General features: G+C 53.8%; 23 protein-coding genes. 7 read left to right on the top strand and 16 right to left on the bottom strand.

The window, feature by feature from the left end; translation table 11 throughout:
• Positions 1-62: 62 nt before the first annotated feature.
• Both ACFP6B_RS08735 and ACFP6B_RS08730 read right to left on the bottom strand, forming a co-directional pair.
• Positions 63-611, bottom strand: a complete 549-nt coding sequence (locus tag ACFP6B_RS08735; protein WP_377129293.1) for an HIT family protein — start codon at positions 609-611, stop codon at positions 63-65.
• Positions 612-649: 38 nt separating this feature from the next.
• On the bottom strand, positions 650-1,735 hold the full coding sequence (locus ACFP6B_RS08730; RefSeq protein ID WP_377129291.1) for an NADH:flavin oxidoreductase/NADH oxidase: 1,086 nt from the start codon (positions 1,733-1,735) through the stop codon (positions 650-652).
• A 90-nt stretch (positions 1,736-1,825) separates the two neighbouring features.
• Here ACFP6B_RS08730 and ACFP6B_RS08725 point away from each other — a divergent pair, with 90 nt between their 5' ends.
• Entirely contained in the window at positions 1,826-2,320 is a 495-nt protein-coding gene (locus tag ACFP6B_RS08725; RefSeq protein ID WP_377129289.1) for an FBP domain-containing protein, read from the top strand.
• The gene (locus tag ACFP6B_RS08720) at positions 2,317-2,814 is read left to right on the top strand and encodes a GNAT family N-acetyltransferase (protein ID WP_377129287.1); all 498 of its coding nucleotides are present in this window, start codon (positions 2,317-2,319) and stop codon (positions 2,812-2,814) included. The genes ACFP6B_RS08725 and ACFP6B_RS08720 overlap by 4 nt, the downstream gene beginning before the upstream one ends.
• A 189-nt stretch (positions 2,815-3,003) precedes the next feature.
• On the opposite strand, the gene ACFP6B_RS08715 is transcribed toward ACFP6B_RS08720, so the two are convergent.
• The gene (locus ACFP6B_RS08715; protein ID WP_377129285.1) at positions 3,004-3,582 is read right to left on the bottom strand and encodes a hypothetical protein; all 579 of its coding nucleotides are present in this window, start codon (positions 3,580-3,582) and stop codon (positions 3,004-3,006) included.
• A 27-nt stretch (positions 3,583-3,609) separates the two neighbouring features.
• Positions 3,610-4,104: a hypothetical protein gene (locus tag ACFP6B_RS08710; RefSeq protein ID WP_377129283.1), complete on the bottom strand. Its 495-nt coding sequence runs from the start codon at positions 4,102-4,104 to the stop codon at positions 3,610-3,612.
• A 269-nt stretch (positions 4,105-4,373) separates the two neighbouring features.
• Between ACFP6B_RS08710 and ACFP6B_RS08705 the strand changes: the two genes are divergently transcribed.
• Positions 4,374-7,853 carry an AAA domain-containing protein gene (locus tag ACFP6B_RS08705; RefSeq protein WP_377129281.1) on the top strand — a complete coding sequence of 1,160 codons (3,480 nt, stop codon included), beginning with the start codon at positions 4,374-4,376 and terminating at the stop codon, positions 7,851-7,853.
• A gap of 832 nt (positions 7,854-8,685) precedes the next feature.
• Here the strand turns inward: ACFP6B_RS08705 and ACFP6B_RS08700 are convergent.
• The 5 genes from ACFP6B_RS08700 to ACFP6B_RS08680 all read right to left on the bottom strand — a co-directional run bounded on the left by ACFP6B_RS08700 (position 8,686) and on the right by ACFP6B_RS08680 (position 14,930).
• Positions 8,686-10,068: a DUF4365 domain-containing protein gene (locus tag ACFP6B_RS08700; RefSeq protein WP_377129279.1), complete on the bottom strand. Its 1,383-nt coding sequence runs from the start codon at positions 10,066-10,068 to the stop codon at positions 8,686-8,688.
• Between the two features lie 104 nt (positions 10,069-10,172).
• Positions 10,173-12,173, bottom strand: coding sequence for a threonine--tRNA ligase (thrS, locus tag ACFP6B_RS08695; protein ID WP_377129277.1), 2,001 nt, complete (start codon positions 12,171-12,173; stop codon positions 10,173-10,175).
• A gap of 105 nt (positions 12,174-12,278) precedes the next feature.
• Positions 12,279-12,884 (bottom strand): DUF1648 domain-containing protein, encoded by a 606-nt coding sequence (locus ACFP6B_RS08690; protein WP_377129275.1) that lies wholly within the window; start codon positions 12,882-12,884, stop codon positions 12,279-12,281.
• A gap of 43 nt (positions 12,885-12,927) precedes the next feature.
• Positions 12,928-13,827, bottom strand: a complete 900-nt coding sequence (locus ACFP6B_RS08685) for a DNA-methyltransferase (protein WP_377129485.1) — start codon at positions 13,825-13,827, stop codon at positions 12,928-12,930.
• Positions 13,828-14,105: 278 nt separating this feature from the next.
• Entirely contained in the window at positions 14,106-14,930 is an 825-nt protein-coding gene (locus tag ACFP6B_RS08680; RefSeq protein ID WP_377129273.1) for a fumarylacetoacetate hydrolase family protein, read from the bottom strand.
• Positions 14,931-15,113: 183 nt separating this feature from the next.
• On the opposite strand from ACFP6B_RS08680, the gene ACFP6B_RS08675 reads away from it, so the two are divergent.
• Entirely contained in the window at positions 15,114-15,620 is a 507-nt protein-coding gene (locus ACFP6B_RS08675; RefSeq protein WP_377129271.1) for a GNAT family N-acetyltransferase, read from the top strand.
• Between the two features lie 193 nt (positions 15,621-15,813).
• On the opposite strand, the gene ACFP6B_RS08670 is transcribed toward ACFP6B_RS08675, so the two are convergent.
• The 3 genes from ACFP6B_RS08670 to ACFP6B_RS08660 are packed head-to-tail and all read right to left on the bottom strand — an operon-like array spanning position 15,814 to position 18,316.
• Positions 15,814-16,797 (bottom strand): SOS response-associated peptidase, encoded by a 984-nt coding sequence (locus ACFP6B_RS08670; protein ID WP_377129269.1) that lies wholly within the window; start codon positions 16,795-16,797, stop codon positions 15,814-15,816.
• Positions 16,797-17,486, bottom strand: a complete 690-nt coding sequence (locus ACFP6B_RS08665; RefSeq protein WP_377129267.1) for a lipoate--protein ligase family protein — start codon at positions 17,484-17,486, stop codon at positions 16,797-16,799. The genes ACFP6B_RS08670 and ACFP6B_RS08665 overlap by 1 nt, the downstream gene beginning before the upstream one ends.
• Entirely contained in the window at positions 17,486-18,316 is an 831-nt protein-coding gene (locus ACFP6B_RS08660) for a GNAT family N-acetyltransferase (RefSeq protein ID WP_377129265.1), read from the bottom strand. Before ACFP6B_RS08660 ends, ACFP6B_RS08665 begins: the two co-directional genes overlap by 1 nt.
• 195 nt (positions 18,317-18,511) lie before the next feature.
• Between ACFP6B_RS08660 and ACFP6B_RS08655 the strand changes: the two genes are divergently transcribed.
• Positions 18,512-19,090 carry a P-loop NTPase family protein gene (locus tag ACFP6B_RS08655; RefSeq protein WP_377129263.1) on the top strand — a complete coding sequence of 193 codons (579 nt, stop codon included), beginning with the start codon at positions 18,512-18,514 and terminating at the stop codon, positions 19,088-19,090.
• Here ACFP6B_RS08655 and ACFP6B_RS08650 read toward each other — a convergent pair.
• Positions 19,035-19,871: a hypothetical protein gene (locus tag ACFP6B_RS08650; RefSeq protein ID WP_377129261.1), complete on the bottom strand. Its 837-nt coding sequence runs from the start codon at positions 19,869-19,871 to the stop codon at positions 19,035-19,037. The two genes, ACFP6B_RS08655 and ACFP6B_RS08650, sit on opposite strands and share 56 nt — an antisense overlap.
• Before the next feature lie 163 nt (positions 19,872-20,034).
• Positions 20,035-21,282: a tyrosine-type recombinase/integrase gene (locus ACFP6B_RS08645; RefSeq protein WP_377129259.1), complete on the bottom strand. Its 1,248-nt coding sequence runs from the start codon at positions 21,280-21,282 to the stop codon at positions 20,035-20,037.
• 541 nt (positions 21,283-21,823) lie between these two features.
• Between ACFP6B_RS08645 and ACFP6B_RS08640 the strand changes: the two genes are divergently transcribed.
• A complete protein-coding gene (locus ACFP6B_RS08640; protein WP_377129257.1) occupies positions 21,824-22,153 on the top strand; it encodes a helix-turn-helix domain-containing protein in 330 nt (109 codons plus the stop codon).
• Positions 22,153-22,650 (top strand): hypothetical protein, encoded by a 498-nt coding sequence (locus tag ACFP6B_RS08635; protein ID WP_377129255.1) that lies wholly within the window; start codon positions 22,153-22,155, stop codon positions 22,648-22,650. The genes ACFP6B_RS08640 and ACFP6B_RS08635 overlap by 1 nt, the downstream gene beginning before the upstream one ends.
• Positions 22,651-23,042: 392 nt before the next feature.
• On the opposite strand, the gene ACFP6B_RS08630 is transcribed toward ACFP6B_RS08635, so the two are convergent.
• Positions 23,043-24,362, bottom strand: coding sequence for a DUF4041 domain-containing protein (locus ACFP6B_RS08630; RefSeq protein ID WP_377129254.1), 1,320 nt, complete (start codon positions 24,360-24,362; stop codon positions 23,043-23,045).
• Positions 24,359-24,655, bottom strand: a complete 297-nt coding sequence (locus ACFP6B_RS08625) for a hypothetical protein (protein WP_377129252.1) — start codon at positions 24,653-24,655, stop codon at positions 24,359-24,361. Before ACFP6B_RS08625 ends, ACFP6B_RS08630 begins: the two co-directional genes overlap by 4 nt.
• Positions 24,656-24,685 lie beyond the last annotated feature (30 nt).

Here is a 24,685-nt window from a genome sequence, read left to right as displayed (position 1 = left end):
ATATCGAGCGCCCCAGCGCGAGATATCAGAGGGTCGGCGGGCGGTTGGCTTACCTACTGCCCTCAACTATCCCAGGCAGCACTGAGCAGGTCCCGAATCTCGTCCAGGGTCTGCGTGACCGTCTTGGTGCCGGCGACGATGGGCAGGAAGTTGGTGTCGCCGCTCCAGCGGGGCACGATGTGCTGGTGTAGGTGGGCGGCAACCCCTGCCCCGCCGACCTTGCCCTGGTTCATGCCGATGTTGAAGCCGGCTGCTCGGCTGACCTCCCGCAGAATTCCCATGGCTTTCTGGGTGAGGGCAGCAATTTCGGCGGTTTCTTCGAGCGTCGCGTCGTCGTAGTTGGGGATGTGCCGGTAGGGGCAGACCAGCAGGTGCCCGGGATTGTAGGGGTAGAGGTTGAGAATGACGTAGGCGTGCTCGCCACGGTGCACGATGAGCGACTCGGCATCATCATGGGTGGGGGCACCGCAGAAGGGGCAGGTGTTTTCGGTGTAGTCCTTTTGCCCGCCCTTCACGTAGGCGCGGCGGTGGGGCGTCCAGAGCCGCTGGAAAGCGTCCGGAACCCCCGGCAGCTCAAAATCGTCGGTGGTGTAGTGGGGAATTTCTACCATACCCCTCAGTTTATCCCGAGGGGCAGGTAGGACGCCGCCTAGCGCCGGGTGCGCCAGGCCCGCTGGTACTGGGCAGGCACATAGTCGATATCGACCTTGAGTTCGTCAGCCCAGTGCAGGGCGAAGGCGGGGTTACGCAGAGCCTCCCGGCCCACCAGCACCACATCAGCCTGCCCCGACCCCACAATGAACTCAGCCAGACGCGGTGAGTTGATCATGCCAACAGCCCCTACCGGCAGACCGCTCTCGCGCTTGACCTGAGCGGCCATAGGAACCTGGTAGCCCGCATAAACATTAATCTTTGCCGGGTAGTTGCCGCTGGTGGAGATATCGGCAAAGTCTACGCCATCCTCGGCGAGCCAGCGCACCACCTGTGAGGTTTCCTCAACAGTAATGCCACCGTCAACAAACTCAGTGGCCGACAGGCGCACAATCAGGGGCATCTCGGCGGGCATAACATCGCGCATAGCTCGGGCAACCCTGCGCGCGAAACGGGCCCGGTTTTCCAGGGAACCACCGTAGGAATCTTCACGCTGGTTAGAGAGAGGCGAGAGGAACTGGGTCATCAGGTAGCCGTGGGCCCCGTGAATCTCAATGAAGTCAAAGCCAGCAGCCACCGCACGGGTGGCAGCCGCGGCGAAAGCCTGCACCAGACCGTCAATTTTCTCTTCGGTCAGTTCCTCGGGTTCTTTCAAGCCGGGGTAGGCAAGCGCGGACGGGGCCAGCGTGACCCAGCCACCCTCGTCCTCCCCCAGGGATCGACCATCGTGCGGCACAAGCTCACCGGGGGTCGATGCCTTCCGCCCGGCGTGAGCAATCTGAATTCCTGCCTTAGCTCCCCCGGCGTGAATGGCATCGACGACCGGCTTGAAGGCTTCGGTATGGTCATCGCTCCACAGGCCCAGGCAGTAGGGGCTAATGCGGGCGGCAGGTTCAACGCCGGTCATTTCGACAATGACAGCACCGGCTCCGCCCCGGGCTAGAGCCCCGTAGTGGGAAATGTGGTAGGCGGTTGGCTTACCGTCCTGCTGGTCAACCGAGTACTGGCACATGGGCGGAACCCAGAGACGGTTACGGGTGGTCATGGAGCGCAGGGTAAAGGGTTCAAAGAGGGGTGATGCCATATTATCTCGGCCTTTCAGATGGTGTTGTGTATCTGCTTCAACCGGGTGCGGGGCCGGGATATTCCCGCATTAAAGGGTAAACTTGCAGGTATGCAAGAACTGACCGAAGCTGCCGTCCGCTCGTCTTTTATTAACTGCTCTAAGGGCGAGGCTAAACGCCTCAACCTGCCCAGCCTCAAGGAGCAGAATTGGGACAACCTGATTTTCCTCTCCTGGCTCGACCCGAAAAGCCCGTTCAAGGGTTGCCTGGTTGTGGAACACGAGGGGCAGGTGCATGGCGTGCTGCTGCAAAAGTCTAAGGCCCAGAGTAAGGCCGCTCAGATGTGCCAGTTCTGCTTGACTCTGCACCCTGGGTCCGGGATTTCGCTGTATACGGCGGCCCGGCCGGGCGAGTCGGGGCGACGCGGCAACACCATCGGCACCTACCTGTGCTCCAACCTGGCCTGCACCGACTATGTGCGGGGCAAGAAAAAGCCAGCGGGTATTCGCCAGATGGACGAGACCCTGTCCCTCGAAGAGCGCATAGCTCGCACCCGCGATAATGCGGTCAGGTTTATTGAACGACTGGTGGAGGGGGCCGCATGATTCAGGTTGAGACGCTCGCGCCCACCCAAGCTGATTTGGTCCAGGAGCTCTATAACCAGAACCCTGATTACTTCCTACGGATTTCTGGCCGCCCCGCCGAGCCCGGCTCTGCGCTGGAAAACCTGACGGTCTTCCCACCCGGTTTATCCCACTCCCCTGTGCTGTTGGGAGCCTTTGAGGGCGGACGCCTGGTTGGGGTTTTGATTGCTGTGTTGGGTTTCCCCAGTGAGCAGTTTGCTCATGTGGCTCTGGCCTTGGTTGATGGTCAGGCGCGAGGACGCGGGGTGGGCCGGGCCTTGCACGACGCCTACTTGGGTGCGGTTCGGCAGCACCCAAATATCAGCACCTTACGTTTGGGAATTGTGGCAACTAACGCCGAGGTCGCCGAACCTTTCTGGCGGGCCCTAGGCTACACCCCTAGTGCTGAGGTTAAGGACTTTTCCCAGGGTGATGTGGTTTCAACGGTGGAAGTTTTTACTCGGCCGGCCAACTAGCTTGGCCTCATAAAAAGCTGGTCGGAGTACTGCTACCCAAGCCATCGCTGCACCGCAGGGTTTTTCGTGGGTGGAACCTTCCGAATCTCACTAACAAGATTGGTGTCTAGTACATACAACAGAACTCAACAGGACGAGGCTGGAAGTTGATGCTGAGCGGAGGCGGCCAGAATGGTAGTTTTCCCAAACTTAGCACTCAGTATCAGCCTCTTGGTTTTCAGGCCCTTCTACTGTGGGTTGGTTCAAAGCTCTATCGCGGTAGCCTCTCATGACTGATGCCAGGTCTTCTATGTTCATCCCCTCAGGTAGCTTCATGGCCATCGTTGAGATAGTGATGGTTGAGTTTGCTGCACCTTCGTGGGTCACTCGGGTCAGAGCACGGATACCGGTTAAGGTCCAGTTATAGGCGTGGGTATCGGCGATGACAGCCCTGATTTCTTTGCCCTGTCTATCGGCGGTGATATCTCCGATGACGCTCCACAGAATCAGGTGGTTGCCGTGGTCAAGAACCGTTGAGTGGTTGTAGAAACCCTCGGGCGTGAGAATCAGGGCGTACCTGCGGCGGTAGTAGTAGATAAAGGTGAAGATGCCGGCGACAATGCACCCCACGCCGGATGCCAGGACGCGGTGGTACCTCCAGTCCGGTGGGTTATGGATAAACCACAGACCCACAGCTATCCAGCCCGTGCCAATCAGGAAGCTCATGCCGAGCTTCTTGGGGATGCGGAAGATTTCTTCCGTGTTCAGTATATCGATATTTTTGGACATGTTCGGTTTAGAGGTTCTATTGCAGACCTATCGGCTGGTATTTATGGCTGCAACTTTGGCTTCACCATGCACGAAATCTCGATAGTCCTCAATAGCTTCTATGAGATCGCGCTTTTTCATTCCAGAAGGTAGCGTGAGGTGCTGGGTCATAATGGCCTGGTTCCGCGGGTTTATGTGACATTCTGCGTCTGCATGGGAGCTGGGGTGAATCTTGATTCCGCCTAGCTCGTTGGAGACTCCACCAACAGCTTCCCAGGGAATGAGAGCCGATGATCTTGCTGAGATAGTCGTTCTGTTCAGGATTCCTTCTGCTGTGATGGCGAGGGCCTTACGCCCCATGGCTAGATAGATTGCTAGTCCAATCGCAGCGGTGGCAAAGAAGAGAGCGCCTACCCATAGCAGCACTCCAAAGAACCCCGAGTGCTCCATCGCAGATGAAGCAGAAAGAAGCGCAATGACTAGGCAGAGCACCGCATTCAGACCAACCTTGGCTGGACTTTTCTTGGCGTAAATGTCCTTCATGGTACCTCCTCATTGAGAGCTACTTGCACCCATTATTTTACCAAGTAGACTTACTTATTTCAAAGTGAGCAGGACTACTTACCGAATCAAGCTCTTTCTGCGAAGGCCCGAGAGATCTCTTCATCGCTGGCCTGCACACCTTGGGCCACCTGAGCAACCAGGTGACACGGTTGGTTCTGTGTTCAATTATTGGTCTGCCCTTTGAGCCTATTGGATGCTTCTCAACTAAACTTGGCAGTAATTACCATCACAGCTAAGAGGGAGTTCCCATGAATCAGGTAACTCAACAACTGACCGGGTATTTTAGGGACGTTCAAAAGCGTTCAAACCTTGTAGATCAGGCATTCGGTCAACAGAACAAATACAAGGTCATTCCTTTCCTCGATGTCAGATTAGGCAAGCTTTCTGAAGAGGACACCCAGGAACTCTTTGACTGGGATGCCGATGCCCAAGGGCGTTTCAAAAAACCACGCACTCAGTCTGGCTCGCAGAAAGCTAAGCCAATCGACGTCATTATCTCGGTGGTGACCCTTACCGACACTGAGAGTGACACTAAAAACGGTCTAGCTCTAATCGCCGCAAAGCTAACCGACAAGGGTGAGCTCCAGGCTGATATCACCTCGATAGCTCCGTGGATTCCGAGTTCTCGCCTACAGTCTCCCAGCGTCATTGACCACGAGTTTATGGTAGGAACTCTCGCTAACTATTGGCGATGGAGCAATACGAAGGGTAGCGAGCTAGCGTCAAAGATTGAGACTTGGGCGGACGTTGTCGATTACAGTACCAGCATGTATGAGGGCGTGTTTGAACCCGCTTTGCAGGTAGGAGTTGACCCTCGGTGGGTCATTGACGTTGATAACTGTTACGTCACCCCGGGTACGGTAATTAACGCTAACGCCCACGTCCTGAGTCTCTATCAATTCCTTCACACGACGGACCGGAGCACTCCCCTGTACGAGGGTCTCTTATCGACCGGAAAACCACAAAATTTTCAGTCCGATGCTATTGACACAAACGCTGATACTCTTCTGGAATCTGCCCTGCGTGCTTGTGGAAGTATGAGCGATCAGTTCCCGCTGACGGCGTCCCAGCGTCGAGCGGTACACGCTTTTATGCACGATGGTTACGGAGATATCACGGCGGTTAGCGGCCCTCCGGGTACCGGCAAAACTACAATGCTCCAATCTGTAGTTGCGAGCATGCTGGTTTCTCATGCGTTGGAGTCCAAGCCGGCACCTCTGATTGTGGGCATGTCGACTAATAACCAGGCTGTTACTAATATTATTGACTCCTTCGGTTCAGTCACGAAGGATGATCCGGGTGTGCTTGAACATCGCTGGCTACTGAAGGCTGAGGACGGGGCAGCGTCTTCAGATTTCCTAGGTGGCCTGGCAACCTACTGCCCCTCCCAGGCTAAAGCAAAGGAAACACGTTCTAAGGGTTACCTATTGGAAGACACTGCCAAGAAAGGTGTCTACAGCGAGTATTCCTCAGAGGCTTATCTACAGGAAAGTACACAATATTTCCTAGAGCAGATCAGCGATTACTACGCTGCCTTCTCGCTCCCAGCCGTCAACAGTCTTGAGCAAGCACAACGAGGATTGGCAGCTTTCCTTAAATCCTGTGAAGAGCAGAAACGTGCCCTGCTGCGTGCCCGTCGGGAAGCAGACCGACGCGTCCACTCAACGAGTGCCCAGCTCACAGAAGATCTGGCTAGACTTTCGCAAGAGCAAAGTATCGTTCAAAGCAGGCTGGACGCATGGAGCGCTCAGTCAGCCTCTCCCCTGCCAGCTGAAGTAATCATCAGCGCCACCTATGACCCTCAAGAGCCAGCGGATGAATTTTCTACTGTCGAAGCCTTTGTTGATTTTTACCGGGGTCGCCTAGATGAAATCGGTCTTGCACTTTCGAATATTGACAACCGAATCGCTGCAGCTGTAACTGAGGAAGAACTTGCTTTACACCAGTTCAGACAGCAAGCTGAACCGATTATCAGCCAGGTTCGCTACCTTGCGCTACTTAGTGACGCTCAGGTAGCTCGGCTGATGAATGCAAGGTCCCTTCTAGAACTTGACCAGGCACTTGATATCACCCTACGCTATGTCGAGTTTTGGCTAGCTGTACACTACTACGAGGCTGAGTGGCTACTTGCTGCTACTGATGAAGAGCAGCTCATTGCTGATAAGGAACGATTCAAGAACACTCCCGAGTTAATGGTGAGGTACTGGGAGCAGGTTACCTCCTTGACGCCCTGTTTTGTGATGACCGCCTACCAGGTGCCGAGATACTTTAAGCTCTATGCCCCGCAGGGTGAGCCCGATAACTTCGATATAGAGCGTATTGACCTGTTGATTGTTGATGAGGCTGGACAGGTCGATACCTCTGTGGGTGCTGGCGCTTTTGCTCTTGCAAAGCGTGCCCTCGTCGTTGGCGATGTTCAGCAGCTAGCTCCGGTGTGGAGCCTTGACCCAGAAACCGATCAGGGTATCGCCGAGGCGCATGAGCTGGGTTGGCGCTGGGATTCCATGAAGGAATTCGGGCTGACTTCCTCTCATTCATCGTCCCTGATGTTAGCAGCTGCCCAGTCTTCAAATTGGGTGTATAGCGCCAAGAACTATCCTGGCTTGTTCCTGTCTGAGCATTTTAGGTGCCATACAGACATTATCGAGTACTGCAATGATTTGCTCTATGACGGCTTGCTTGTTCCTTCGCGCCCCCTCAAGGGCTACAAGCTTGAGGGCAAAACCCCGGGGGCTTTCCTTTTCCAAGTAGTCGAGAATTCCCAGGATCGTCGAAACGGTTCTAGCCGGGTCAATAGCCAGGAAGCTGAGGCTATTGCAGACTGGATTATCGGTAATTTTGAGTACTTCCGTGCCGTCTACAACCCCGATGCTGATGCTGCAAAAGATAAGTCTCTGTTTGCTGTGGTGACCCCGTTTGCGGCTCAGGCACGGGAAGTCCGGAAGACCTTGCGGATGAAGAGTGAGGATCTAGCCAACAAGGTAACCGTCGGCACCGCCCACACTTTGCAGGGTGCTGAGCGTCAGGTTGTGCTCTTCTCGCCTGTTTACGGTGATAATTCTGATAAGGCTTCTTTCGTGGACGGCACTCTTGAGCTGATGAATGTTGCTGTTTCCCGTGCCAAGGATTTGTTTATTGTCTTCGGTGGCCAGCGGCGCTGGGAGGACACCGGCCCTGTCTTTGGACTAGTACGCCAGCGTGCGGTTATTGGCCCGCACTGGTTTGGCTACAGTGAATCACAAGGTTTGACATTTGAAGCACCTGCCAGCTTTGAAGAGGAGTGGACGCCGCAGCCCGCTCCCCCTGCACCTGCACCAGCAGCTGCGCCCACCCCGGTGCAGCAAGCACCGTGGGCCCGGCAGGATGAACCCCCAATGAGCGTTCCGCAGCCAACGCCTGCACCTCCTATGGCACCAGAACCAAAAACGGTTGACCGGCATGAGCCTGGTTATCTGATTGCTACTGAGCTTATTGAGATGTGGAAGGAAAGCGGTGTTTTGCCGGAGGGCTCTAAAGTGAAAGCCCAGCAGTTCAACGCTGCAATGGATGCGGCTGGTCTGCTCACCAAAGTTGACGGCACCTGGCACCCAACTGCTGAGGGTGTTTCCATCGGTATTGCCCAATATCAGGGCGGGTCAGGAGACCGTACATATGTCAGCCCTATTTACTCACCCCAAGCCCTAGAAGCGGTGGAGCTCATGGTGGTATCAGGCCGACTAAATTTCTAATAAAGCCAACACAGTGGAGGCTGTGAAAGGTTTTCCCACAGCCGTCGAATGAGGTGGCTATAAGAAAAAGAGTGCCCTTCATGTGTGCAGGGCGCCCTTTTCTATTTACCAAGATCATCTGTGATAGCGAATTTACCTTTACGACCGCTGGCAAGAATTCTTCCGCATCCCTATTCGCTTCAAACGGATTAGCATTGAGCTTAGGTTCACATATAACTAAATAGCATTTGATTCTCTCTGGTATCTTTCTTAATGAATATATTGTTTGCGGCAGATATGTTGTGTCTAAGTTCTTCAAAAAGGAACTCATCATACTGTTTCCCACATGAATCCACACAAGCACAAACACTGACAGCCGCGACTATAAATACTATCGGAATAAAAAATACACTGTTTACACAGGGCAACCATATGGTTTATTCATTCATCTAACCCCGCATAATAAAAATCAAGAAACCTTCAAGCCAGATTCTTTAGACACCGAGAAAATCAGTTTCATAAACAGATACCCCTTATTCACGCATAAAACAGAGTCGTAGAATAATCAGAACATTGCTTTCAGTGGATGGTTACAGATGCTTTCCGATATACCAAAAAGAAATTTTCTATCGATTTATTTAGCAAACAGGACCTACAAAAAGACAATAGTATTAAAATATTATGAACAGCTATGCCACTCGATTCTATAATTAATATTTACTAAATCCCAAGTTAAATATTTGATAGTCAACTGACTTCAAGAACCAAATAACAGCGCCTGATAGCATAAATTTAAACTGCAAGCAAAAAAGCACAGAATGATGTTTCAAATTAGTATATTAAACAAGTATGTTTACTCAGATTTCAATAGAGGCACTTGGTGGTTGAAGTTAGTTAACGAATCATAATTTCCCCTATTCAATGCATCGCAAAGCAAGTTTTCAATGCCTTCATCCACCGTGTAACAATAAGATTCTACAGGTTTTACGCAGAGTAGATACCTCATTAACAACATACTTTTAATCAACCTAAATTGATAACTATCTCTCCAAATTAAATCATCCTCCAAATCTTCAAAATCTATACTATTACGTAATATGATAGCAGCTTTTTCTACAAACTCATCGTCCAAAAATGGGAGAGAGAATCCACAAAAAAAGTCTAGAAGATTATATCCAAAATTTTTGTTACATTTTGCTTTAAGATTTTTTGATACAAATGACATAATTGAATAATCTAACGAGTCGCCATCATTAAATTTTATATACGCGCCATTTTCTATATTGTAACAGAATTCCTCTGATGCATACTCAGTGTATTCCAAAGTAAATACTTTTTCTATAAAATTATCTGCACTAGCTAATTCATGAAATCCTTTTTCACTTAATTTGTTATATTCTGCTTTAAGTAAATCATAGTTAATCCCCTCGTAATTTACACACTTTTTATACTGCTTATAAATCACTGCACTCGAAGCCAAGGCAACTAAGCTGATATCCATTTCAAGAATATCCTCCCTTAACGCAAATAATATTAGATCATCTACATCTTCAGGGTGTTCAGTAACCATGGTCTCCATATAAGGGAGAAGTCTCTCGAATGCACCTCGGTTTGGCGTTATGCAAAACTTCATTTTTTCGACTAAAAATTTATCATTAATGGAATCATAATGCGCCCAGGTAATAAGATCATCAAGATTCTGGTCATCTAAAATATCATCTTTACGAAATATAAATTGTTTAGTCTTTTGCGGTAGAACAGACCTTTGATTCGGATTATCCTGCCCTCCAGGAAAATACGTTAATTCTTTTACTACTTTATCAAGTGACTCATTATCAAATACTTTGTATCTAATTTCACCAGTGGTCCCTACTGCAAAAATAGCTATACGAAACGAAGACTCGTTCCAATAATATAAATTTTTATATTCAATTGTTACTCTCCACTCTTCATCCCCTTTAAAGCTGTTACTAGCTTTAACCTGTACTCCAAACATTCTTCCGCTGGGTGATGAATATGTTACATTGTTTAGTTTACTATCGGCGTCTTTAAAATCGCTGTACTCGATACAGTACTGAAAGCAATAATCAACAAGTAAATCAAAACCTAAATCATTTTCTCGAGGGACTTCAATTACAGTAAAATTGTTCTCTTCCAATAAAAGGCGAGCAAAATTGACACCTCGCCTTTCTATTGCGTAGTTTCTATTCTGTCTTACTCTTTGATGACTTACCATTCCCTTATCCAATCTTAATATAGAAAATCACAAAATTTGAAATTTTCTATTTCAAATTTTGTGATAATCATTTTTGAGTATTTTCTTACAATAACTTTCGTATGTTAGGCTATCGGTTCTTCGTTGACTCGCTCTTCAATATGCTTCACGATCCGCTCCACGGCCTCGTCCACGGGCACGCCGTTTTCCTGGGAGCCGTCACGGAAACGGAAGGACACAGCGCCGTTCTCGGCGTCCTCGCCACCGGCAATCAGGATGAAGGGTACCTTCTCCTTAGACGCGGTACGGATCTTCTTGGGGAAGCGGTCGGTTCCGTAATCCACCTCGACGCGCACGCCGCGGGCCTTGAGCTTGGCAGCAACCTCACCCATGTAATCATTGAAAGCCTCAGCAACAGGCACACCAATCACCTGAACCGGGGCCAGCCAGGCTGGGAAAGCACCGGCGTAGTGCTCAATGAGCACGCCCATGAATCGCTCAAAGGAACCGAACTTGGCTGAGTGAATCATGACCGGCTCCTGGCGGGTGCCGTCAGATGCCTGGTATTCCAGACCGAAACGGGCAGGCTGGTTGAAGTCGTACTGCACGGTAGACATCTGCCAGGTGCGGCCAATCGCGTCCTTAGCCTGAACAGAAATCTTGGGGCCGTAGAAGGCAGCGCCACCCGGGTCAGCCACCAGTTCCAGACCGGTTTCAGCAGCAACCTTTTCCAGCACAGCGGTTGCTTCTTCCCACTGCTCGTCCGTACCGATGAACTTATCCTTCTTGTCGCCCTCGGTGTCGCGGGTTGAAAGTTCCAGGTAGAAGTCGGTCATGCCGAAGTCCTCTAGCAGGGACAGCATGAACTTGAGCAGGTGGGCAACCTCAGCAGGTGCCTGCTCCTTGGTGACGTAGGAGTGGGAGTCGTCCTGGGTAATCATACGAACGCGGGTCAGGCCAGAAAGCACGCCGGACTTCTCATCGCGGTAGACCGAACCGAACTCGAACAGACGCAGGGGCAGCTCACGGTAGGAGCGGCCACGAGAACGGAAAATCTCGTTGTGCATAGGGCAGTTCATGGCCTTGAGGCGGTAGGCCTGGCCCTCGTCCTCCATAGCCGGGAACATGCCGTCCGCGTAGTAGGGCAGGTGGCCGGAGGTGTAGAAGAGATCTTCCTTAGAGATATGGGGGGTCTTAACGTATTCGAAGCCCTCTTCAATGTGGCGGGCACGCACGTAGTCTTCCATGGCGCGCAGAATGACGCCACCCTTGGGGTGAATCACGGGCAGGCCGGGGCCAACGGTCTTGGGGAAGGAAAAGAGGTCAAGCTCTTCACCCAGACGGCGGTGGTCGCGGCGCTCAGCCTCAGCAATGCGGTCCTTGTAAGCAACCAGCTCTTCCTTAGAAGGCCAGGCGGTGCCGTAAATGCGCTGCAGCATGGGGTTCTTCTCAGAACCTCGCCAGTAGGCGCCACCGGAACGCATCAGCGCGTAGCCGTTAGCGATCAGCTTGGTGTCGGGCAGGTGAGGGCCGCGGCAGAGGTCCTTCCAGACGGTCTCGCCCTTCTTGTTCACGTTGTCGTAGATGGTGATTTCGCCTTCGCCCACCTCAACGGAGGCGCCGTCGGCAGCGTCCGCACCGGAACCGGGGCCCTGGGAGAGCGCCAGCAGTTCCAGCTTGTAGGGCTCGTTCGCCATCTCGGCCTCGGCCTCAGCCTGGGTGACGACGCGGCGGCGGAAGGTCTGCCCGCTCTTGATAATCTTCACCATGTTCTTCTCAATCTTCTTGAGATCCTCGGGGGTGAAGGGCTCCTCGACATCGAAGTCGAAGTAGAAACCGTCGGTGATGTAGGGGCCGATGCCGAGCTTGGCGTCCTTGCGGTATTCCTGCACAGCCTGGGCCATCACGTGGGCAGCTGAGTGGCGCAGCACGTTCAGGCCGTCTTCCTCGTGGATAGAAACGGGCTCAACGGTATCGCCATCGGTCAGTTCGGTAGAGAGGTCAACCAGCTTGCCGTTGATACGGGCAACGACGATTTCACGGTCCTCAGCGAACAGGTCGGCTGCGGTGGCGCCGGCCTCAACCTGCTGGGCGGCACCTGCGACGGTAATGGAAAGAGCGGACAAATCTGTCTCCTAGGTTTGTGCCCACCCCTACAACGGGTGGGCTGTCTTTACATCTGCACGGTACGAGGGCGCAGAACAAACCCTATTTTACCGCTGGTTAGGCTACTATGCACCCTTTGCTAGGGCGCGGGTATCGAAGTTTTTACCAGCGAGGTAGGAGCGAGCGGTCAGCAAGAGGCAGTAGCCCACCACCAGCACAGGGGCGATAAGGACGGACGCCTCCCCCAGCACCCCGGTCATGGCCAGGTTAATGGCTTTGACGTCTAGCACCAGGGCAAGGGCCAGACCAGAAAAGGAGGGCACCACAGCCTGCGTCTGAGCGTAGAGACGGCGGGCAGAGTAAACTCGGGCGTCCAGGCCCAGGGCCTGCGCAGCGGCCAACTGACGCTGCCCCTGCTTACCCGCGTGAGGTGAAAACGCGTCGTGGGACTGGGCTGAAGCGTCCTTGCTTGCCATGCGCCCCATAGCTGCCCCACTCCACCAAATAAGGGCAAGAAGAGGAAGCAATATACCTGTCAGCCCGAACACCGACCAGACACTCTTGTCTGCCCAGCCGTCCGCCCGGCCCCACAGGTTGTAATGCACCGGGATCTGCTGCGGCAGCGACGGGTAAAGCAGAGCCAGGTATATCACCTCAGCTACTACCAGCCCCAGGGCCACAAGGAACCAGGTGCGATTGGGTTGAATCGGCGGAAAATCTTGCGTGGACATGTAAGCTCCTTTGCCTTGTCACCCGCACATTGATTGTCTAGACCTATTTGTTCTTCTTGATTGAAGCCGTCTTTGGCGTGACCTTTGCCCCCGCCAATGAAGCCTTCGCGCGGGACTTCTTGAAGGTCACTTCGAGCCCGTCCACGGCCTTTAGGCGCTTGCGCATGACCTTGATAGCCTCGGGGTTTTGGTCAATCATCAGGAAGTTGCGGTCAAGCTGGGCGCAGGCGTGGCCGGTGGTGCCGGAACCGCCGAAGAAGTCCAGCACCCAGTCACCGGGTGCGCTAGAAGCCTGCACAATGCGGCGCAGAATACCCAGGGGCTTCTGGGTGGCATAGCCAGTTTTCTCCCTACCACTAGGCGAAACGATGGTGTGCCACCAGACGTCCGTCGGCAGCTTACCTATCTCAGCTTTCTCGGGGGTGACAAGGCCGGGCGCCATGTAGGGCTCGCGGTCAACCGCCTCAGAATTGAAGTAATAGTTCTCGGGGTCTTTCACGTAGACCAGGATGTTATCGTGCTTAGCAGGCCACTTCTTCTTGGACTTAGCCCCGTAGTCATAAGCCCAAATAATCTCATTCAAGAAGGACTCGCGGCCAAAGAGGGCATCGAGCACGACCTTGGCGTAGTGGACCTCGCGGTAGTCCAGGTGCAGGTAGAGGGTGCCGGTGGGCTTGAGCAGACGCCAGGCCTGCATGAGACGGGGTTCTAGGAACTCCCAGTAATTCTCAAAAGAGTCCGAATACCCGTAGATATCGCCCTTGATAGTCTCGTAGGTGTGGCCCTTGTAACCGACCCGGCTACCGCCCTCGGTACGTACCGTCTTGATGCTCTGACGCTTCTGCACCTTGCCCGTATTGAACGGCGGGTCAATATAAATGAGCTGGAAACTCTCTGCGGGCAGGTTTTTGAGCACGGCAAGATTATCGCCGTGAATCACCATGCTGGTGCTATCTGCTGACCACAAAGAACGTTTTGACACAAGGTACAGAATACCCTAAGGTCACCGCCTACTGCCCGCGCGGCGGGTGAGGGTTAAGCCACGCAAGGACGCTGGTGGGTGGCGCGCAGGCATGCGTGGAGCCGACTGGCTGGGGCTAGCATGAATCGCGTGCGAGCTCTGCGAGCCTGCGAGAAGGTTAGTCGGCAAACGCATGCCTGCGCGAAACCAAGCATATGGTCGGGACGCGGAGGGTAATCACCACTCCCGTTTCGCCACACTCACACCTGCTCGCATCTGTTGGTCAGCGTTCCGATACCCTCGATTGAGGTCACCACAGTCTGGCCGTCGCTCAGCCACTTGCGGGGGCGTAGCGAAAGCCCAACCCCGGCGGGAGTTCCCAGGGCGATGAGGTCGCCGGGTTCCAGCGTCATAAAGGTAGAGATGTAGCTGACCACTTGGGCCGGGGTGAAGACCATGTTGGCGGTGGTGCCCTGCTGGCGAACTTCGCCGTCGACGGTGCAGGTCATGGCTAGACCGCCTTCGATATTGAGTTCATCGGGGCTGACGATGACCGGGCCAAACGGCGTCGAGCGGTCCCAGTTTTTGCCCTGGAACCATTCGGATGTGCGCCCCTGCCAGTCGCGCACCGATACGTCGTTGAGCACGGTGTAGCCCAGTAGGTAGTCGTCCACCTGTTCTTCAGCAATGTGGCGGCCGCGGCGTCCTACCACCGCGCAGAGCTCGACTTCCCAGTCAATTTTGCTGCTTTCAGCGGGCAGCTCGATAGCTTCACCGGGCCCGATCAGGGCGTTACCGAACTTGGTAAAGATGGTGGGATAGGTGGGTAGCTCGGCGCCGACTTCTGCTGCGTGGTCCGTAAAGTTCAGGCCCACGCACAGCACTCGCTGGACCTTGTTCAGCGGGGCTATGAACTCCTCTGGGCTCACCTCCACCGGCTTGGCGCCCAGTTCAGCGGGGCTGACCGACCCTAAATCGCTGGACCCCACGAACTTGTGCAAGGGCCTATTCAGCTCGTACCAGCGTCCGCCACTTTCAACCACCGCACGAGCCTTACCAGCTCGCCTGACCTGCGCAAACTTCACCCCGGTCGTCCTTTCTGTTAAGCCATCTAGTTTCACCCCGCTGGGCTGGTCAACTAGACTTTCTATGACGCAATATTCCGTTGACAAGGTGAATAATCGGTAAAACCGTAGGCATTCATCAGCCAACAGAGTATTCTATACATCACAGTGTAATTCAATTCCCGACAACCAAGGAGGCCAACCATGAGCGGCTTGATTACTCTGATTTCACAGACTTCAAAGGCACGAAAGCCTGTTACCGTCAACTCCCGCCCTGCCCAGCTGGACGACGCCGAGGCGCTGGCCCGGCTCTACTTTGCCTCCTACGACGGTGAGCGCTTCGCCTCACAGGCAGATGCTACCGCCGAGATGGAACGCATCCTCAAGGGAGAGCACGGCGAGTTCTACCCTGAGGCCTCCCCCGTGGTGGTTGATGAGCACGACCGCATCATCGCAGCATCCCTGTGCCTGAAGCACCGCGTGGTCACCGAGCCCAAGGGCATCCCCACCATCTACGAACTCTTCACCGCAGCCTCCCGCCGCCGCGAGGGCCTCGCTGAACAGCTGATTCGACGCAGCATCGACCAGATGTTTGAGGACGGCTACGAGCAGGTATCAGTGCGCATCAGCGAGAACAACGCTGCCGCCCTCGCCCTCTATCTAACCCTTGACTTCAACCGCTGGTTCCCCGAAGACGACGACATTCTCTAGACAAGCGGTACACTAGAAAACAGTTGAGCCTTCCCCCTCACCAGCAGCGGGGGTGGGGCTCAGCTGTTTGATTGTAAAAGCTTAAGATGATGCAGGCTCACGCTCGCTGCCGACCCTCTCGCCGGTTCGCTTCGCTCACTAGCGATTCACGCCAGCCCCGAGCCTGCATCACCTATCTCCCGCATCAAGCTTTCTATAGACCACTCAGCAAATCTTCGACCGGCTCCAGCAGGTAGGGGGCGTTGTTGCGTACGTTGCCGACGTCTTTACTGACCTCACGTAGGGCCCAGCCTGCAGTCTCGGCGAAAGCCTGCTCGCGAATGAGCTGTAAGGACGCCTGCGCTTGGGCACGGTAAGCCCTTTTCTGCTCGGCAGTGGGCTTGGGGGCACCAGCTGGACGGCCTGACCGCAACCAGGCCGTCAGGCTATCACGTTCGTTAATGTCGGTATCAACTGCCACGTGAAGGGGTATCGGCAGACGATTGTGCAGCTGACCTAGTTGCCGCTCAATCTCGTTTGCATAGGCGGGAGCACCGCCCAGGTCAGCCATAATTCCGGGGTCGAATTCACCGTTGCCGGGTGAATCCATGGTCACGATGGAGCAAGAGAGCAGCCACTCCCCTTCCTTACCCGCAAATACCCCACCTGGTTCTGCGAATTCTGCGGGGATTTTCCACCACTCATACAGACCGGCGAAGTAGATAGGTCGCCCGTCGGTGCGATGCACAAAGTAGGGGGTCTTCACCTGCTTACCCGCTGCGGTGGTTTCAGTTTTCCACTCGTAGTAACCGCTCACGGGTACGGCGCAGTGCCCCGAAACAGCTGCCTCCCGGAAGGTCGGCTTTTCAAAAACCGTCTCGCTCCGGGCGTTGAAGGCACGCGATGAGAAGGCGGGGTCCTTAGCCCAGCCCGGCAGCAACCCCCAGCGGGCCGAATGCAGTTCTCGGGTGAAGACCGGGGCGCTTCCCTGCCCACCGGTCGGGTGGGCGGACGCACCTGCCCGCGCGGACGCGTCCGCACCTGTGACCTGCTCGGCAGGGCTCACGAGCCGGTCCACCAGAATGGGAACTGTGCTGGTGGGGGCGACATTGTAGTTGGTGATGGGGTCGGTGATCTCAACCCCTGCCATGTATTGGGGGTGGTCCTGGGCCAGTTCAAGGGCGTAGCGTCCGCACACTAGAACCCCTCGCTTTCGTAGGCTTCGATGACGGCATCTTCAATATCATCGACGGTGATGAGGGGCTCTATGTCGGAGGCAGCACCCACTGTCGCGGGGTCAAGGGGCAGGTCAAGGCCCCGGTAGACATCTGCTGTCACCTGGCGCAAGCTATCCGCACCCGTCACCACGATGCCAGAAGAAAACCACCAAGCACCGGCAACTACCCGCTGGGCAGTACCAATGAGTTTGACGCGCTGCCCACCGGGTAGCTGCCCCCACACCGAATACTCGCCCGGGCAGTACTCCCCGGGCAGCTCCCCTACCCCGGCTGGGATACCCAGGCCTTTGAGGGCCTCTGCGAACATATCCCCGAAAATACCGTAACGTTCATGATTGCCGCTGACCGCGTCCGAAGCTTTTTGAAAGTGGTCCACCACCAGGCAGCCCGAGTGGTAGGCGGCAGCGTGCCCACCCACGGTGCGAACCAGGGGCTCAAAACCGTGATTCATAGCAGCTGATCGGGCCTGGGCAAAGCGGGGGTTGAGCTCGTCCCTGCGCCCAAAAGCCACCGTTGGTTTGGGGCGATAAAGCCGTAAGGTACTGGGGGCCTCTCCCCTGCCGACGGCGCGGACGGTTGCCATAGCTGAATCAACCATCTGAGCCATTGTGCCGCTGTCTTCTGGGTCAAGGCGGTCAAGGTGCAGCATTAATCCACCGAAATTTCGTTCAAGCTGGTAGAAACGAACTCCCACCAGGCCGGGCGCAGGCCCGCATTCAGAGCCGCCTGCTGACTGATGATGTGCGAGGGGCTGGTTCCATAAAAGGGCACGAAGCCCTCGGCAAGAATAGCCTGCGACAGCTCCCTAACCAGGTAGGAGGCAAGCCCCCTGCCCCTGTGACCGGCCAGTACGTCAATGCCAATCTGACGGCACCAATCGGAGTCTTCGCTAGCTCCCGCCAAAGCTACCAGCTCCCCCTCGACGTAGGCACCCAGCACCTGCACATCGGGGCGGAGCTCCTTGAACCCCAGTGCGTTCTCAAAATCTGGGTTGCCGCGATACTGCTCTAGTTCGGTTGATTCTAACCACCGCACCGTATAGCCCTCGGGCAGCAAGCTGGGGCGGGCGTCCGCACCAGGGGTAAAGAAATCCCTGCCGGGGGTGAAAAAGAGGGAGGTGCCGCTCATTTGCAGGGCGTAGGGGGTCAGGTAGTCGTTGAGTTTGCGCAGCTCAGAGTAGTCCCCCACCCAGTTGCCGTTATCCCCGGCCAGCAGGTTATCGGCGGCCTCGCGCACGCGCGGGTGCTGGGCACAGATGACCGTGAGCCCCCGATAGTTAATCAGCCGCAGCTCCCAGTGGTCGCGGTAGCGGCGGCGGGCCGGGTGCATCTCATCGAGGGGAATTCGACGGGCTGAAAGGTGGGTTGAGCCGTGCTGCTGGGCGATGTCAATGGCCTGCTCCGGAAGGCACAGGTCAATGGACAGCTGGGCTGCCAGAATCTTCTCAGCCTGCTGATAGCTGGTGATAGGCGCGGGCATAGCTCACTTTCTGCTCGATGGGGTCAGTATCTAGGGTACTCGCTTTGGCCGGGGCGCGGACGCCGGCGGCTGCTTTGCCTTTCGGGGCAGGTTGGTGGGGTGCGCGGGTTTCACCCCGCATTTATTCTGTTTTACCCGCAACTAGTTGCGGCTTTTTCAGAATAAATGCGGGGTGCCGGTGTTTATGCTGGAGGTATGAAGATTCGTGTTCTGGGTTTGAGTGGAGCCGGTAAGTCCACCTGGGCGCGACGGTTAGCTGCCGGGTACGGGGTACCGCTGCTGCACCTTGATACCGTTCACTGGTTGCCGGGGTGGGTCGAGCGGGACCTAGCGGACGAACGCGCTCTGGTGGGCCAGTTTCTGGATGAGAATGAAGCCTGGGTGATTGAGGGCGGCTATTCCGATGTGCATTTTGAACGGCGACTGGCTGAGGCTGACCGCATCTATGTGCTGTTAGCGCCCCGCCTGGTGCGTCTGTGGAGGGCAGGACGCCGCTGGCTCACCTACCGCGGGACCAACCGGCCTGATATGACCGAGGGCTGCCCCGAGAAGTTCGACCTTGAATTTGTGAAGTGGATTCTGTGGGACGGCCCCAGCCGCGCCCGCATGAAGGCCCTGGCGGACGTCCGCCGCGCCTACCCCGAGAAAACGGTGTGGAAAGTTTTGACTATTGACGACACAAAGCAAAATAAAATCTATCGAGCCACAAAATTGTCTTTCACCCAATCTGAACCCCGTAGTAATTGCCAATCATCAAACATCCTTGCATCATAAACCCACTATTCGAACTTGTGATATTTTTTGTAAAATCTAAATCAAGTTTTGGGAATTTAAATTTAATATCAGCCACTAGCAAAGGAAGTGTTTCATCTCCGACCCCATCCACAACCTCTTTTAAATTATCAAGCAAACCATACATATTTTCATCAAAGTCAATAGCCTCCCCAGGTGTCTTAATCTCTTTGAAAGCAATTGAAACCATTGACCCATCATAAAATTTAACTCCAAGCTCTTTCCCAGAGGCTTTGCAATCTATGTCTAAGACATTAGTATTAAATATCCAATCATTATTCCGCATAATCGGGTGCACCCATAATTTCTGACCGCGAACCTCGATAAAGTTAATGTTTAAACAGAGGTTTCCAGCATCATCTCTTTCAAACCATACAACATCCACATCGCAGATTCGCAGCTCAACCTGATTCTTGAAAAAATAGTTTCCACCAATACGAGCTAGAACCTCATCTCTAAGCCACTCAAATCTGCCTTTGACAATTTCATTTTGAGCATTGTTTTTAAATTCACGCATTTGCTCAACAGTAAACGCATCTGCCTTTGCATGATGCGTTGCACACAAAGCAATCATCCCCTCAGGCCTATGATGATTTTCAACATGCCAAGGAGGATCAAAGTGATGATATTCTAAATATGGGACTCCACAACCATTTATTGGACAACCAAATTCAACTTCTTTTCTAAGCTCTTTTTTTACAGCGACAGGAATATTTCTTGAAACCAAAGCATCTCCTATGAAAGTTTTTACCAGAAAAGCCATTTCAATAAATCGTTAATTATTTATTGAAATAGCTTCTCTAATTCATATATTATTTTCAAATATAAACTAAAAGTCCCAGTCCTCATATATGGCAGGGTGAATAGCGCTCTGACCAGTCAAATCACTTTACACAAGCAACATCTGAACCCCATTTCGAACCCCTTTATCCAAAAAGGGCTGTTGAGACCTTCTCAGCTGCATCAGTCCGCATATCGTCGAGCACATGCTGGTATCGCCTGAGCATCTCAGGAGATGACCAACCAAGAATATCCATGGTGACTTGAGGCGCTACGCCCATGGCTAGCAGTAGAGTCGCAGCAGTATGCCTAGCATCATGCACACGCATACCCTCAAGCCCATGCTTTGAGGTGAAAGCCCGCCATGCCCTCCAATCATCGTTCGGGCGTATCAGCCTGCCACACCGGTCGGTAAAGACTAAATCCCAGCTCTTACCCTCAGCGTCAACAGCGCCGACCCATTCGTGCCCTGCCTCAAGCTGACGCCTACGCTGCCTAACCTTATGCTCTTTGAACATCTGAATGAGGGGCTCAGGCAAAATGTTCTCGCGAACACCTGCCCGGTTCTTCGGTGGGCCCATCACGAAACCACCTCCCCATCGCTGGGGGCAATATGAGCCCTGCTTACGGCCGCACCGAGGACTCTCACCTTCGGGAACGCAGCCATGCTTCCATGGTCGCAATATGATGCCATGGCGGATGCGCAGCTTGCCGTTGACTAGATCGATGTCATCCCAGCAAAGGGCTAGGCGCTCGCCTTGGCGTGGGCCCAGAGCTAAGGCGACGGTGAAGGCTAGGCCGTTTTCTTCGTCGTTGCATAGTTCCTTGACCATGGTTTGAGCCTGGGCTGGAGTGGCGATTTTTGGCTCATAGACGTCGAATTGGGGAAGGGGAACTCTGTCCATGGGTGATTTGGCCAGCAGATCCCGGTCCACCGCTGCTTTAAAGCAGATGGAGAGGACTTTGTGCATGTGGTTGACGGTGTTTTCTGAGAGGTCGTGCTCGCGCATGCGCTGGTAGATGGCTTCGATGTGCAGGGGCTTGATTTTGGTGAGGGGCATGTTCGCTGTGTTGGTTGGGTATGCCCACCTTTCCATGTAGCCGCGGTAGCTTTTGAGGGTTTGTTCTCGCACTCGTTTGGCTGCGATGGTTTTTAGCCAGTGTTCTGACCATTCGTGCAGGGTAGTTCGGGTGGTGTCTGCTTTGACGCCTGAATCTAGGGTGCGGATGTATTCTTTTGCTTTTGCGACCGCTTCGGCTCTGGTTTTTCCGTAGATCGTTTTGCGGTGGGGTTCACCGGTGGTGGTTTGGGTGGTTCGGATTTTGATCTGCCAGCGGCCGTCCGGTCGTTTGTAGGGTGCGGAGCCTTCGCCGTTAGAGCGTCTGGTTGCCATGGTGCCTCCTGGTTGGTTAGAACATGTGTTCGGTGGTTAAAGGATTGCTGAAGGGGCTGACATTTTAAAGCGGGATTTGTGCTGCCCGGCCCTACGGGGGCTTCGCCCCAATCGGCTGGTCGTGCGCTGCGCGGGAAGCTTCTTGATTCCCATCCCCCAAAGAGTCCCGAGGTTTTGACGCAAGATGGCCTCTTCTTGATACGAGAAATAGACCCCCTGTCTCCTCGGCGTGCGAGGTTCAGGGCAGTCTGGTCGTATGCATCAAACACTGGTAGCTATCCTGTGTTTGATTCCTTTGTGGGCCAATGCCGGTAATGGCTCTATCTCAGTTGCCCAGCTCCATCGGGCTATCCGGCCGGTTGCTTGTGTTCACCCTCGGGTTGCAGAGCCGGGAGTCGGGATTCAAGAACCGTAAGGTAAGAATGACTTCCCGAGAAACGTCATAAAACAAACGTTTCTAACTGCAAGCATACACTATAACGATTGAAAACAGGCTTATATGGGTTGAGAATAGCTCGAAAACAAACGAAAGGCTAGAATTATGGCTATGAGCACCCCCACCTGGACCTTTCAAGATCGCCTACGCAAAGCCCGCGAACATGCGGGGCTAACTCAAGGTGCACTCGCAGAAATTCTTGGAGTAGCAGCTGGAACCATTCAGCGATGGGAAAAGGGAGCGCTCAACCCTCGCCCCAAAGCACTGGAAGCGCTCGCTGAGACTACCGGTGTCCCTCTCGAATGGTTCCATCAGGACGACGCCACTCAGCCCTCCGCAAGCATCCCTAACCTACTTCCGCCCGGCTCCACCGTCACTTGGACTCCCAACGGGTTACGCATTACCCCCGAAAGTTCAGAAGTGGAAGACATCTGATGCGTAGGACAATTGAAACAGCGATATTTCTTCTGTTATCACTATTAGCCGGTGCGCTAGTTCTTGCCGTATGCACCCTCCTGATAATGGCCTTATTTGCCCCGGAGAGACTAGCTGTTTTCAGTAGCGCTCTTCTAGACCCAGGAACCTGGATAGGCGAAGACTTCAGCGGCTCCAAACTGATTGAAGCCTTGAGTAAGCTAACAGGAATCTTCACTCTAATTGGCGCCTCGATAGCGGCAGTTATTGCGTGGATTGTCAGCAACCATCGGAGAAAAGAAGCAGAGGGGGTACAGTTCCGGGAGTATATGAAATGGTCTGTCGAAAGATTCTCTCAGCCAGAAAAAACAGATGAGCAGTATCTCGAGCAAGTTTTTGCCTACATGCTCATCAGACGCTATGCAGAAGAAGCTCCCAACCTGCTCGAACCCGCGGACAGGAAGCTGGCAAAACAGATACTGGAGCTAATCGATGAAGTTACCACCAGTGATACTTGATTGCCTCAATAACCTGAATTTATCAAAATATTCTTGACTAGACGCTGCTAGAACAGAATAATCAGGGGTAAGGCTACTAAGGAACAAATAATTCCTATAGCCCTACACGAAAGGAAAGAGGTGGCTATTATGGCTACCAAGATACGCCAGACGCCCCACATAAATAACACCCCAGTTGTTCGTAGCATTGACCCGCAGAAGCTACAAAAGGCACATGATCGCGAGCTAAAAAAGCTACGTGAACTTGCCCGAGTCCAGCGTGAGGAGCTACAGACACCCCCTCGCAATAAGATGTTGCGATACTTTGGTTTCGTTTAAACAAGAAACTCTGATTGGGTATATCTAAAAGACCCCCGGTTTGCAACTGCAAACCGGGGGTCTTTCCCGTACTATTAAGCGTTTGCTTCAGCTTCGGCAATCTGGAGGCTGGCGTAATACTGCTCAGCTTCGGCGTCCTCATTGAATTCGAGGACGTCACCGGCAATGCTGTCCAGTGCCGCATGAACTTCGGCCGGGGTGGCGTAGAAGAACTCACGGCGCAGGTTCACGCGGTTTACGCGCTGCTGGGCGAATGCCTCGTGGAGCTGCCGCTCCACATCGAGGGCGTCTTCGGTAAAGAAGAGGGCATGCACATCGAAGCCGAAGGGAACTGAGGCGTCCCCTAGTTCTCGCACGCGGTCCATCGGGTCCAGGCGGCGGGTCATGCCAATCTTGACCATGCGCTGACCGAATGAGCCAATGTTGGAGATGACGTAGACATAACCGGCACGAGTGTTGGCCTTGCGGTAGTCGACGTCCGCGATGCCGGCGTCAATCTGGTCAAGCTCAGCCTGAATCTCGGCGATACGCTCAGAATCACCGGTAGCCTGAATGCGGGCTAGAACATTCTCGAAGTGCTTGCGCTCCTTGAGCAGGGCTTTCTTCTTTGCTTCCATCTCAGCTTCAGCCTGGGCTTGCTCGCGCATAGCTTCGCGGGCCGCTCGTTGCTCTTCCTTCTCAATCTCCCTGGCTTGTTCAATCTGGCCAGCAATCTCCAGTTCTTGCCCCTTGAGGCGCTGGTACTCGTAGCTGATTGAGATATCCAGGGGTTTGGTTAGGCGTGATATGGCGTCGGCTGCCTTGCCGATTTTGTCAGCGCTTGTCTGTACATTTTTCGCGGTTACTGACTTGATGATATTTTCAGCCTCAGCGTTGAAGCAGCGCAGGGCCAGGCGGGCGATGTTCTTCTTGAGCTGTTTTGCCTTGCCCGCTGCTGAGGGTAGGGGCTCATTTTCATCAGCAGAAACCGCATCACCGCTGGAAGCAAGAGATTTCATCTCATCTCGAAGCTGTCGCAGATCAGTCTTGAGCTCAGTGTAAGACGTTGCGGGGTGCGCGAAATCTTCTAGGGATAGAGCCAGGCGGACGTACCGGTTCTCAACTTCGGGAGTCTCGTCAATCAGGCTCTGATGGTAGGCCTTGAGCTTGTCGACACTCTGCTGGGTCTGTTCTACAGCCTTATCAAGCTCCCAGACCTCGGCACCGCCATGGGAATCAAGAAAATGCTGTAAGTGCTGGTTGTGCCCCCGGAGCCGGTCCAGCTCCTGATTGAGAGCTACAATTTCCTCAGCCATTTTGAGAATAACGTCATTTTTCTTGCGGGTGAGGCTGGTGAAATGCTCAGCAACCATGGCCGGCGATACGGAATCTGAAGGGTAAGGCTGTTGTGTCATGAAGTGCTCCGAGGTGAGTAAGGAATCAAATCTTTTGCTTTTTTATAAGAGGCATGGCGGCTGTAGTAGTGCCACAGCAAAATCGCAGCAAAGGGGGCGCAGATTAGAACACCACCCGTAGGTATAGTCACTACCGAACAGAAAACCAAGAAGTAGCCCCAAATAAGCCAGCCTTTCCCAGGCAGATGGGCATTTCTCATCTCGACTTTTGGCGCATAGGAAAGATAAACATCCGGCGTAATAGGTGGCCTCTCACCAGGCTTAAGCTGGAATCTTTCTGGCTCGTATTTCATACAGTCCTCGCGTAGGTGTAATGATGAATC

The organism is Rothia nasimurium, assembly GCF_042660305.1.
Taxonomy (GTDB): Bacteria; Actinomycetota; Actinomycetes; order Actinomycetales; family Micrococcaceae; genus Rothia; species Rothia nasimurium.
The sequence above is the reverse complement of the archived record's forward strand: the minus strand, read 5'-3'. Positions and strand labels throughout refer to the sequence as shown.